11 protein-coding genes are annotated in these 12,434 nt (G+C 42.9%); 2 read left to right on the plus strand and 9 right to left on the minus strand.

Annotation, left to right across the window (positions count from 1 at the left end; all coding sequences use genetic code 11):
• The first annotated feature begins 43 nt into the window (after positions 1-43).
• Positions 44-565 carry a nicotinamide-nucleotide adenylyltransferase gene (locus tag EO92_RS16510; RefSeq protein WP_048173334.1) on the plus strand — a complete coding sequence of 174 codons (522 nt, stop codon included), beginning with the start codon at positions 44-46 and terminating at the stop codon, positions 563-565.
• 595 nt (positions 566-1,160) lie between these two features.
• Positions 1,161-1,631 carry an Ig-like domain-containing protein gene (locus tag EO92_RS16515; protein WP_048173336.1) on the plus strand — a complete coding sequence of 157 codons (471 nt, stop codon included), beginning with the start codon at positions 1,161-1,163 and terminating at the stop codon, positions 1,629-1,631.
• 75 nt (positions 1,632-1,706) lie between these two features.
• Here EO92_RS16515 and EO92_RS16520 read toward each other — a convergent pair whose 3' ends face one another.
• The 9 genes from EO92_RS16520 to EO92_RS18170 all read right to left on the minus strand — a co-directional run.
• Entirely contained in the window at positions 1,707-2,267 is a 561-nt protein-coding gene (locus EO92_RS16520) for an adenylate kinase family protein (protein WP_048135736.1), read from the minus strand.
• 100 nt (positions 2,268-2,367) lie between these two features.
• Positions 2,368-4,734, minus strand: coding sequence for a PEP/pyruvate-binding domain-containing protein (locus EO92_RS16525; RefSeq protein ID WP_052734392.1), 2,367 nt, complete (start codon positions 4,732-4,734; stop codon positions 2,368-2,370).
• 166 nt (positions 4,735-4,900) lie between these two features.
• Positions 4,901-5,422: a pyridoxamine 5'-phosphate oxidase family protein gene (locus EO92_RS16530; protein WP_052734393.1), complete on the minus strand. Its 522-nt coding sequence runs from the start codon at positions 5,420-5,422 to the stop codon at positions 4,901-4,903.
• 87 nt (positions 5,423-5,509) lie between these two features.
• Positions 5,510-5,743 (minus strand): cytochrome b5 domain-containing protein, encoded by a 234-nt coding sequence (locus EO92_RS16535; RefSeq protein WP_048173339.1) that lies wholly within the window; start codon positions 5,741-5,743, stop codon positions 5,510-5,512.
• Positions 5,744-5,873: 130 nt separating this feature from the next.
• Complete coding sequence (locus tag EO92_RS16540) at positions 5,874-7,973, minus strand: thioredoxin domain-containing protein (protein ID WP_255350358.1); 2,100 nt, start codon at positions 7,971-7,973, stop codon at positions 5,874-5,876.
• A gap of 15 nt (positions 7,974-7,988) precedes the next feature.
• Positions 7,989-8,504 (minus strand): rhodanese-like domain-containing protein, encoded by a 516-nt coding sequence (locus EO92_RS16865; RefSeq protein WP_052734394.1) that lies wholly within the window; start codon positions 8,502-8,504, stop codon positions 7,989-7,991.
• Between the two features lie 729 nt (positions 8,505-9,233).
• Positions 9,234-10,130, minus strand: coding sequence for a polyprenyl diphosphate synthase (gene uppS, locus EO92_RS16555; RefSeq protein ID WP_200895055.1), 897 nt, complete (start codon positions 10,128-10,130; stop codon positions 9,234-9,236).
• A 640-nt stretch (positions 10,131-10,770) separates the two neighbouring features.
• Positions 10,771-11,040, minus strand: coding sequence for a DUF2551 domain-containing protein (locus EO92_RS16560; protein WP_048135725.1), 270 nt, complete (start codon positions 11,038-11,040; stop codon positions 10,771-10,773).
• 846 nt (positions 11,041-11,886) lie between these two features.
• A partial coding sequence (locus EO92_RS18170) for a hypothetical protein (protein WP_200896794.1) occupies positions 11,887-12,434 on the minus strand: 548 nt, incomplete at its 5' end.

Here is a 12,434-nt window from a genome sequence, read left to right on the forward strand (position 1 = left end):
ATTAAAAAAGAGAAACCCAGTACAAATTCGAGGTTGGACCCGAATGACACGAGCTTTCTATATCGGACGTTTTCAGCCGTATCATTTCGGGCACCATGCCGTAATTACGCGGATTGCAGAAGAGGTGGATGAACTGGTTATAGGCATCGGAAGTGCCCAGAAAAGCCATGAAGCCACCGACCCGTTTACTGCAGGGGAAAGGGTACTGATGCTCTATAATGCGCTTGAGCACCTCCCTATCCGTCATTACGTCCTACCCATCGAAGATGTCAGGTATAACTCTATCTGGGTCCACCACGTCGCATCCAGAACCCCTCGTTTTGACGTGGTGTACTCGAACAATCCTCTCGTCATCCAGCTTTTCCGGGAAGCCGGGTTCTGTGTTAAGGAGTCCCCACTCTATATCAGGGAAAGGTACTCTGGAACTGAAATCCGGAGGCGGATGATTGCGGGAGAAAAGTGGGAGCACCTTGTCCCGAAACCTGTTGTAGAAACAATCAAAGATATCGATGGAGTAACCCGTCTCAGGAATGTTTCTGCAAGCGATAACAACTTTTCTCTATAATGCTTTTTTCTTATTTTTCTCTATAATGCTTTTTTATAGTGCTTTATTTCATAATGGTTTTTTTATAATTTTGCCATTTAATGGTTCTTTTGAGCCCTCTAAACACCAGCACATTCTTAATTTATTTTATTAACAAAATTTAAAAGTTAATGGCCGCACATATCACAATATTTTTTCTCTGATCGAAAAATTTTTATAAAAGATGAGACTATCTACATTCTGCATACTCTCTAATATTATTCAATATATGTTCTATTATTTATTTGCCTTTTGAGGATGATATGTTCTAAATTTTAACCTGTATTTTACGTATTGGTTTTATTAGTAAATGAGCATAATCTCGAAAATGCACTAGGTGATTATACTATATTGAAAAATATCTCAGTATGCCTAAATTCTAAACTATATACTTATATTAAAACCGTTTGTTGCAAAAACACACCTAAAAATCGCTTAATCATAGTAACATATTTTACTCTTCAAATTCCTGTTTTTAATCTGGAAGAGTATGTTTTATTAAACAGTAAAAACCGGATTAGAAACCACACATCTTTAACATATTTATGATTAAGTGACTATTATGGAGGATGTAATAATGCTAAAATTTGCGTTTGATAAATGGATGAAGGTACTGTGTATTTTCACATTAGTCTTTTTTGTCCTGTCAATGACAGGAGCAGCATGCAGTAGTAGCAGCAGTACAAGTAAATATAAAACAGATGCAATATCTGATACATACAAAGTACCTGCCAGCCAGACATCCAAGACATTTAACGTACTGGCTAATGACAAAGGATCCGGCCTCAAAGTTGTAACTACCGGGTACATCACTACGGCAAAAGGCGGCAAAGTGCTGATGAAAAGCAATGGTGCATTTAGCTATGTAAAGCCAGTTGCCTGTTCTAAAAAAAGTGATAGTTTCACATACAAGGCAGTAAATAGGTACGGAGCTTATGACACTGCAAAGGTAACACTGAATTTTAAATGCAGCACCAGTTGCTCTAGCTGTACCAGGACCTCTACATGTTCCAAGACCTCTACATGTACAAAGTGCTCTTGCAAATAAACATTTTAAGGGAACAGTGAAGTGTTAATTTTCCGGGGATTTAATCCCCGTTTCCCTTGCTCTTTCCTTACACAATCAAGGAACAAGGTCAATCCAGTCAATGGACCCGGGTTTATACTCCGGCATTTCTTTTTCGTTTCCACTTAAGATGTTGTCTATGATTTTTTCGAGATCCTGCTCTACTTCTTCAACACTCTTTCCTGTAGTATTAACCTCATAAACAATATCACACCACTCAAAAGCCTCAACCAGGATAACATCGAGAGCTTCAGCTTCAGTGTTTTCCCTGATTTTCTCTTCCGAGTAGCCGCGTGTCTCCAGTCTGGTTTTCAGTTCCGGCGGGTATGCCCGGAGGACGATAATAGTATCAGCAATATAGTGGGCAAGGTGGCTTTCAAGAATTACTACTTCGTTTGCGGATCCTTTTTCCATTTCATTAATAAGCTCAGGAAGACGGCTTTGGACAAGCTCCATATCCGCAACTACTGCATCCCTTTTTTCATCAACTTCGGTGTAGAGGTGTTCTTGTTTGATAAGGTCGTTAAGGTGAATTACCTTCCACTGCCTTCTTTTTTCTAGAAGCTTGCTTACCGAGGTTTTCCCCGTACCCGGCGTACCTGTGAGTCCTATGAGCATGGAGGGGGAGATAAGGGTTTATCGCAGTTATACTTAATGCCGGTGATTGGCTGGGCTGCTGATTGTGAGACGGCGAATTAAGAAATTTTTCGGATTTCTTTCATTCCCGCCTTTTCAGCACCGTGACGATCCCCAGGTATCCGTCCACTGCGAGGTAGTCTCCGTTTTTTATGAGCTCTGTTGCATCCGGGACGCCGGTAACGCAGGGAATCCCATATTCTCGTGCAATGATTGCCCCATGGATCAGCATTCCTCCTCTGCGCTCCACAATTGCGGAACAAAGGGGCACGATAAAAGTCATATTAGGGTCTACGGCGTCACAGACAAGGACTTCCCCTGCTTTCAGGTTGAAAAGGTCGGTCTCTTTCAGGATAACTTTTGCAAATCCTTCGGCTACTCCTCGCCCGGAAGGGTTTCCCAGGAGCTGCCTTGGCTTTACCTTTTCCCTGAGGATTTTCGACTTTAGCGGCGGTTTTTTCCATTTGGGGCTATAAGATGGGTCTCGAAGAGTTTTTGTTAGCTCTGCTGCGAGTTCCGGGGCGTAAAAAACCTGATCTTCCGGAAGCCTGGCTTCTCCGAAAACTCTTTCAATTAGCCTTTTTCTGCCTTCGAAAAACGCCCTTTTGAGTTCAGCCTCTATTTTCCCGAGATAGATGTTGTCATCATCTCTGAGGCGGTAGCTCGCACGGCCAAGGTCAAGCAGTTCGGATGCACACTGCTTATTTTTGTCTTCGAAGCCGGATATAAATTTTTCTTTCAGGTACTGCATACGGTTACTGCTTATTTTTTCTGCAGGCATGGGGGCCGGGGGATGGAGGGCCATCTCAAGGAGCAGCCTGTAAAGGCCTTTTTTTGCTCCGGGACTTTCAGAATAGCTCCCTCCGTATCTGGATATAAAAGAGTCAAGTTCTTCTTTAAATTCAGTTACGGCTTTTCTCTCAGCTTCAATTTCAGGTCTTCCTTCAAGCTCAGTTCTATTTGTGTCTGAATGTCGGGTATCTGTATCCGAAGGTCTTGTTTCCCCCGCAGGTACTATCTCGGGCTCAGGCCTGCTCTCTTTTTCCGGGACAGTTTCCTCAGCTTCAATCTGCTCCTTTATCGATTGTATAAGCTCTGGACTCTTCCTGATTTTTTCTGAAATTTCCTCAAGTTTTCGGTTCCTTTCGAGGCTTAACATTTCAGTCCCGGAAAGGAGGTCTGCAAACTCATAGGGGTCTTCGGGGTTTATGGTTTCATTATAGACTTTTCCAAAAAGGCGGGCACCGTGAGCAAAGGGTATGAACTCCTCCCAGTAAATGTCATACCACTTCCTGTAGATTTCAGTCCTTCTTTCTATTTCCCCCGCAAGAGCAGAATCTGACAGTCTTTCAATATTTTCTCTTTCCAGGTCCCTGGCTTCTGCCTGCATGGCCGGGATGTATTTTTCCTCTATGGCTTTCCTGAGCTCTTTGAGGTTCTCGAAACTTCTCCTGAGGCTCAGATACCAGCGCCGTTTTTCGTCCCTGTCTTCCCGCAGGATAGTGGTTATCGGCCTTGCCTGGAGAATATAAAGGGTTGAGTCCCTGAAGGTCCATTCTATATCCTGGGGAACTCCGAATAGGTTTTCTGTTTTTCGGGCCAGTTCAAAGACTTCCAGGACCTCAGCAGGGGTAAGAGGAGGGGTTTTTTGAAAAGCTTCTGGCAGGGCTTTAAGTTCCGAACCTTCTCCTCCTGCAAACACCGCTTTTTCCCTTTCAGCCGGCATGTGAGTTTTTATGCTTCCAGTTTGCCTGGAAAGGTTCCAGCGGTCAGGCTCCACAGTGCCGTCAACAAGCCCCCTGTTAAGCCCGTACACAGCTTCGATAATGGCTTCGGATTCGTTATCCGGATTTTCCCCGAAAGCAACTCCAGATACTCTTCCCTCTATCATTTCCTGAACCAGCACAGCCATTGCACTGCTGAGAATATCAAGCCCCATTTCTTTTCGATATAGGAAAGCCGTATCCGACCAGAGGGAAGCCCATACAAGGCGGAGGTGCCGCAGGATCGCCCGGGCTCCACGGATATTGACATATGAGGCGTGCACACCTGCAAAAGAGGTATTTGCGCTGTCTTCTCCGGGGGCAGAAGACCTGACTGCAACTGCTTTATCTCCAAAATGACTGGCAAGCTCTTCTTCCAGTTCCTTTTCCATTTCCCCTGGAAAGGGAGTCAGAGTGAACATGTGCTTGATTTTTTCAGAAATATCCCAGAGTTCTTCCCAGCGCATCTTCTCAAAAGGCTTTCTGCTAAGTTCAAGGAGGATTCTACCCCTGAGCCCTGTCCTGTCAACATATGTCTCGTAGGCTGCAGTGCAGATGCAAACACCTGCCGGGACAGTCAGTCCCTCCTGGTACAGGGTACCGAGGACAGAAGCTTTTCCTCCGCAGACTTTTCCGGTATTTTCCCGGATCTCTTCAATAGGTATGATCCACCTTCCCGTAATCAACCCCCTCTCCATTAAAAATATCAGACCTGAATAGAAAAATGTCTGCTTAATGTCTGATTATATCTCTAAATTTCTGATTATATCTCTAAATTTCTGATTATATCTCTAAATGTCTAATTAAATCGAAAAAGGTTTGATTATAAAGATATAAAACCGAATTAATATCTTAAACCGAAACTTCAACAACATGCTGGAAACGGGTCACAACAATGTATTTTTCTACCCGGATTTTCAGAAAAGCCGTTGTGGGCGAATGCAAAAAATCCATAAGGTAAGGATGCTTCATCAGATATATTTTTTCCATTATGCTGCGCTCAAAGTCCTCGACGGGCTCTACTTTTCCCAGCACTGTTACAGCCATTGCGTCCCGAAAATCTTCGATTGTATTCTTCCTGTTGTCAATCAACAGGGAAATTGAAGGATTTGCTGACAAATTTGAGTATTTCCTGGTTGCTTTCGTGGTAGAAAACAGAATATACTTGAGCTTTTCATCCGAGGCAAACGCAACAAGGCTCACGTAAGGCGCTGTTCCGTTTTGAGTTGCCAGAACGGCAAGGGGCTGAGATTCAAAAAATTCTTTCAGTTGTTCGAGCAGTTCTTTTTTTTCGAGCCCTATCTTCTCTACAGGGGTTTCCTCTTCCTTTTCTTCCATGTCCTGAGGAATTACGGATGCAATCTCATCTTTCATACTCACAACTCCCTCTTGTTTGCTATTTTCCTGAATTTTCCTGAAACCTTCAAATCATTTGTCAAACCCATTCATTACAAAGCCTTTTTATTTTTTCAATGTTCCTACAACAGGGTAATCCTTAAACACTTCAGGGCCGTGGGGCGCTTCGTTGTCCATTGCTTCCGAGAGGTCCTGCCCTGAATCATGGAGCCCCTGGTGAGTGCCGTCTTCCCATAGATAACTGTTTGATACGTCGTATACCTGGCCGGCATAGGCGATGTAAACCTTGCCGTTCTTCTCATTATACTCTGAAAGTTCTTCAAGTGTATACTCTTTCATTTTCGATTTTCCCCCTTCTTTGATTTTGCAGTACTGATCTGAGTTTTAACCTCATCCAATCTTAGTTTTAATCTCATCCAATCTTAGTTTTAATCTCATCCTGAGGCATGTATCCAGCTGAGTGCGAACCTCAAACATTAAGCATCTTTAACATATCGTTGGTTTCAGTAGTAGGAAGCCGGCATGCATAGTTCTGGCAGACGTATGCAGTTGCCTTTCCCTCAATCGGGAGCTGTTCTTTTGTGTATTCTGCAAGGTCTGTAATTTCGGAATTTTCTCCTTCGGGCCTGAAAACCAGCACTTTATTAGGTACGAAGTAGCTCCAGAGCTCTTCAAGCATATGTACTGTATCCGGAGATTCGCGTTTTCCTGAAATAATTACTTCATATGAAGGTCCCAGCCTGAAATCAAGGGAAGACAGAAACTGAGTGTACCCCGAAGGCGCTTTCCGGATCAGCTTTGAAAATGAGCGTTCGAGCCTGTCAGCAGTTTCCTCGAGTTCAGGATCTGCAATTATCCTGGAGAGGCGCAGAAGGTTCAACATTTCAATTGAGTTCCCGGATGGTATTGCTGCATCTGTAAACTCCTTTTTTCTGAAGATAAGAGATTCACTATCGTTGGCTGTGAAATAGAGCCCCCCGTTGGCCGGGTCCCAGAAGTGTTCAAACAATTCACTGTTCATGGAAATGGCTGCTTTGAGGTGCCGCAGCTGGAACCCTGCCTCATAAAGTTCCAGGAGACCATATGTCAGGAAGGTGTAGTCATCGGAAGTTCCGGAAATTCCTGCAACTCCATCCCTGTAACGGTGAAGTAGCCTGTTGCCGGGGCTGTAAAGGGTTTCCATAATAAAATCTGCGGCTTTTTCTGCGGCTTTCAGATATTTTTGTTCCCCAAAAACCTGGAAACCTTTTGCAAAAGCTGCAATCATAAGCCCGTTCCAGTCGGTCAGGATCTTATCATCCATTGAAGGCCTTTTGCGCTCGTATCTGGCTGCAAGTAGTTTCTCTCTGGAACGTTTTATCCGTTTTTCAACCTCTTCGACAGGAATCTTAATTTCGGCTGCAAGGGAATCCGGAGAGAGGGCCATGTAGAAGAGATTTGTTCCGGTTTTTCTGCCCCTTATCTCTTCTTCAAAGTTGCCTCCCTCCCTCAAATTGAACATTTTAATAATCAATTCGGAATCCTCAGGGCCAAGGACGCTCTGGACCTCTTCTATGGTCCACAGGTAGTACTTTCCTTCTTCCCCTTCAACATCGGCATCCTCCCCGCAGTAAAACCCGCCTTCCGGAGATGTCAGGTCCCTCAAAACGTAATCAAGGATTCCCTCTGCTGTTTCTTTATACAGGTTTTTCCCGGTAACCTGATAGGCTTCAGTGTATGCAGCTGCGGTAAGAGCCTGATCGTATAACATTTTTTCAAAGTGAGGCAGAACCCACATGTTGTCCGTGGAATAACGATGAAAACCCGAGCCCAGCTGGTCATAGATTCCTCCCCTGCGCATATTGTCCAGGGTATGTTCTACCATATGGAGGGCTTCAGGGTTTCCGCTGCGTTTCCAGTAGCGGAGCAAAAAGGAAAGTTTGTGCGGGGTCGGGAACTTTGGAGCCCCTTCAAAGCCTCCATACTCGATATCAAATGAATTCAGAAGTTCGTCATAAGCTTCTTCGATTACCTCTTCCCCAAGTCCATCTCCTGCAGACTCTACAATCATGCTCTGGATAGTAGATGTAATCTTTTCAGCTGAATCAAGCACATCCTCATGTTGTTGGTTCCAGATTTCTTTTATCCTGGGCACCAGTTCCAGCATTCCTGTCTGGTTGAAGCGCGATTTTTTCGGAATATAGGTGCCTGCAAAAAATGGTTTTTTACCCGGAGTAATAATGATATTAAGAGGCCAGCCTCCTCTTCCAAGAATAATCTGGCAGACAGTCATATAGATATTGTCAATATCCGGTCGCTCTTCCCTGTCCACTTTTATGGAAACAAAAGCTTCGTTCATGAGTCTTGCAACTTCTTCATCCTCAAAAGACTCATGTGCCATCACATGGCACCAGTGGCAAGTGGAGTATCCAATTGAGAGAAAAACAGGCTTGTTTTCGTTTCTGGCTTTCTCAAAAGCTTCTTCCCCCCACGGGTACCAGTCCACAGGATTATAGGCGTGCTGTAGAAGATAAGGGCTCTTTTCGTTAATCAGGCGGTTATGTTTTCTTTGTTCTTTTCCCAGTAAAATCCCCCCTGCTTTTTCTCACGTTTTCTGATCCCGCCAGGCAATCATGCCGCCTCTCAGGACCTTTACCTTTCCAAAACCATTTCGTGTAAGAATCTCCGCAGCTCTGGTTGCCCGCATACCGGAACGGCATACAACTATTATCTCCCTGTCTCTTACATTTTTTAGCTCCGAAATCCTGTTTTCCAGGCTTCCAACAGGGATATTTACCGAGTTTTCCAGATGTCTCAGTTTTCCGGAAAGTTCATTTTCTTCTCTGACATCAAGGATAAGAATAGGAGCTCCGGACTCCAGTTTCTTCTGCAGTTCAGAGGCTGAGATAGTTTCCTGATTCAGACTTTTTCCCTTCCCGGATGTAGCTTTTCCTTCATTTGAGCTGCCGGACTCTATAGCCTCTCTGGAAGCTTGAGAACTGCGGACACCGGAGTCTCTTGATCTAAAAAGTTTTTTTACCCAGTTTGCAGGCCCTACTTCCAGTTCCTCAGCTATTTTAAAATCCCTTCCTTTTCTGTAAAGTCCGAATTGAAAATTCATAAACCCTCACAGGAAACCCCTGAATCTTTAGCTCAGGGGCGGTTGACTATAATATTTGCAGCCTTTGAGGAGGTCGGGTAGAAGCTCCTGAAAATACCTCTTGAGCAGCTGTATGTGCCGCAGTCTCATGAGTTTCAGCTTTCGCCTTTCCAGAAACTTTAAATAATCCTGAAAATAGCCCTGCGCCAGATAGGCAGATATATCATCATCAGGTTTTCTGATCATTAAAATACATGCCCAGCAGGAGTAAGGATTTAACTCTCTACAAGCGCCCATTATAACTCCCCGTATCTAAATCAGTAGCTACCAAATATTTGGTCCTTTACCGGATAACCTTACCGGATAGCTTTATCCCGTCAATAGATTTTTTTTATTTTATCGGGCCTGCGATAAGTTCTCAGGGTCATCTGAGAGCCCCGGAAACTGAAAAATTAGGTATAGCCAAACTTTCCCCAATTTACATAGTCGTCACCGGAATATCAATATATCGGTACTTTTTGGGATTGTTTTTCCGGCAGGCTACCAGATCAGGAAGAAACTTTGAAAAAGCAGGAACATGAAATCTATGCAGTACAAAAAAAGTTTATTGTGATTATGGAACTTACAGGTTAACAGTGGACTAATTGTTCACCTCATTTAAGCAGGATACCCCCTTCCTTTACTCCGAAGCAGCAGGGTGGGGTAATGACATCTATTCATGTATCCTGTTTTCCACAGGCTTTTAATATCTCAGGATACTCCCTGCTTTTTTACTGGCAGAAGCTTTCCGAGTTCTTCGTTTTTTTCCCCGCATTTTCCTCCTCTAAGGAAATTTATAATTTTTGAGACACGATATGAGTGTTCCCGCTTTTTTTCGTCTTTTCGGGCCTGATACACTCTGATTGAACGAAGAAGGTCGATTTTTCGGAATTCTGGCCAGAAAGGTGCGCAGAAGTAAGTTGCGCACTCGCTGCCATTAGCCTGCCATGGCAGGAAGTTGGAAACCCTCTCATCTCCTCCTGTACGGACGATCAGGTCCACATTCGGGACGGACACACCCGGGGCAGGGTAGAGGTGTTTTGAGATCAGGTTTTCATCAACATCTTCAAGAGAAAGTTTTCCACTGGACACGCAGGCTGCAATATCCCGGACTGCCTGCATTATGTCCTGCCTGCCCCCGTAAGCAATAGCCACGTTCAGGTTAAACATTCTATGGTTCTCTGTGGCTTTCTCAATCTTTTCAATGGATTCATTCAGAAAAGCCGGCAGTTTTGACCTGTCTCCTATAATCCGGACCTGCATCTCTTTTTCATGAGTCCTCGGGTCAGAATAAAGCTTAAGGAATTTTTCGTTGATAAGGTTGAAGAGGCCGTCAACTTCTTCTTCAGAACGCTGAAAATTTTCCGTAGAAAGGGCATAAAGTGTAAGCTGTTTTACTCCGATCTCATAACACCACTCAATAACCTGTTCAGTGACTTCTGCCCCCATGGCGTGCCCGAAACTTCGAGCTTTTCCCAACTGCCCTGCATATCTGCGGTTTCCATCCATAATTACGGCTATGTGGGCGGGGATTTCAGAACTCAAAATCTCTTTTTCAAGCATCTGCTCATACTTTTGGTAGAACACACTGAAAGTCCGGTTTTTCATGAAGCGAAGCCCTGCCCGGAAGGCTCCTGTATTCCACGGTACCATTTTCAGGCTAATTATCTGTTTTCCTCCTGGCAGTATAATAGGTAACAGGAATATTAATATACATTTTTTGTGGTATGGAATTCAATATTTCTCATAAATCCAAACGTTAATTTTTCTTTTTCCTTAAAGGTTTTACTGTATATATTTATTCAGGATCATTTCAATTCTTATGTCCGTCATCCTGGAGTTTACTAAATAGAGATCATATCGTTCTATTATATGCTCCTGTTCTATTTTATACTATTATATGTACGTGTGGATGGAAAAGCTATATAATTATTAATAGGAATCTCAACTAGGTATAACAACTAACGATTTTTAATTTTTATTAGATTAATTAAGTTAACCATCCGGTATTTAATAAAGCCAGGACTAGGGCATCAACTCCCAGTAGGGGGTTAAAGTTATATACTGGTTTTAACGGAAAAACTATTTTCGACATGCCTGTTTTTTATCCCCCTAAAAGAGGAGTTTTTTTATAGAGCTCTTAAACCTGCAGTTCACTATGTTTCATCTGGTGCATCAACACAGTAAAACAGGGGACTTGAAAAATTCATATCATATAAAAAACAGGATTTTTAGCAATAAAAACGGCTCAGTAGTTCTCAAGAACAGAGCCGACAATGTTCTTGTAACTCTCTTTCAGGGAATAGACGTTATGGTCCCCGGTGACATTTATGCTCAGGATTCCAAGCCTGGTATTCATAAGCCCGACCATGGCTGACACTCCCCGGTAACTTACCTCGAATTTTCCTTTATCAAGGTAGTCATAAACTTCACCGGTGGTGAACTTGTCTCCGGTCAGGAAGAGATTGAGCACAACCTTGCGTATCCCGTTTTCATCCCTGCCGAGATACTTTATCAATCTCGCTCTTACCCTTTCTTCCGCAGTCTGCAGTTTCGGACACCTCAGTTTTAATGATAATTTGAATTATATTCTTTTATTTGAGTTATATTCTTTTAATACTGTATTCTTCCCGGTCTGATTGTTATTTCCAAACAGATGCGACCCTTAAGTAGGGGCGCTAAGAATCGAATACCCTATATCCTTATCGTTTATATATTTTAGGATTACTTTTTTTTAAATATTTATACTGAAGTATATTATGGATATACAGATATGTTATGCAGATCCACCGATCAATTCAGAAAAGGATGAAACCTCATAATTTCTATCTCTCGAACCTTCAGCCTCACACAACAGGAATGCGGTGAACGTTAACTGTCAGTTACTAACTGTCAGTTACTATACCTGAGATGGTGCCCTTCTTGAAGATCCATTAGATCCATTTGTATTGCAGAATAACATCTTATGTATAAGTAGTTTACAGTAGAAATTGGTGGAAACAATTTTGAACTAATGCTGTTAGTTCAGCCTGCAAGCAGAAAGACGACAGGGGATAATTAGAAAAGGGATGATTAAAAGTATAAATCACGGATTAAGTTGCTTTGTTAAAATTACCTGAATAAGCAACCTGAATCTGATTTGGTCCTATTTGTCTGGAGTTGTCCAGGGTTCTTTGAATATAAGATTATGGATAGTCATAAAAAAAGAAAGTAAGCTGCCGCAGTAAACAGGATTATATATCAACGCTATCTGGCACACACAGCCCTGAAATTTATTCAGAAGCAGCTCATTAGTCATTTTCCTGTCTTCCAGTTTGCGGCAAGGCAGAACACCCTTTTCAATTCATATTCTTTGTGCTTTTACTCAGTTGATTTTCCGGTACATAGAGAATATGGAGACGCAAAGGCCGAACAGAAGAGTGCTCAGTATTGAGATAATCTGATTGACTCTGCCACTCTCTCCGTTTTCTTCAGATTTACTCTCTTCTGTCTGTGCAGAAGCTTTCACAAATTCCTGCATGGTTTTTGTGGATAGACCTGTGTTGTCATCCGGAACCTGATCAGAGCTGGCTTCAGCCTGTATGAATGCCCTCGTTACCATTGACATTCCACGGCCTGAACTGCTCTTCTCATTCTGTACATCGTTATCTTTATCAGATTCCTTTTCGTTATCTTCCGCGTCATCTTTTTTATCTCCATTCTCTTCGCTTTCGTCTACGTCATCTTCATCTTCTTTGTCAGATTCCTTTTCGTCATCTCCCTCGTCATCTTCTTCGTCTACGTCATCTTCTTCGTCACATTCATCTTCTTCGTTTACATCATCACAGTTGTTGTCTTTATCTGATCCGTTGTCTTTTTCCTTATCTGATCCGTTGTCCTTTTCTTTATCTGATCCGTTGTCTTTTTCCTTAT

This window comes from Methanosarcina sp. 2.H.A.1B.4, assembly GCF_000979385.1.
Lineage (GTDB): Archaea > Halobacteriota > Methanosarcinia > Methanosarcinales > Methanosarcinaceae > Methanosarcina.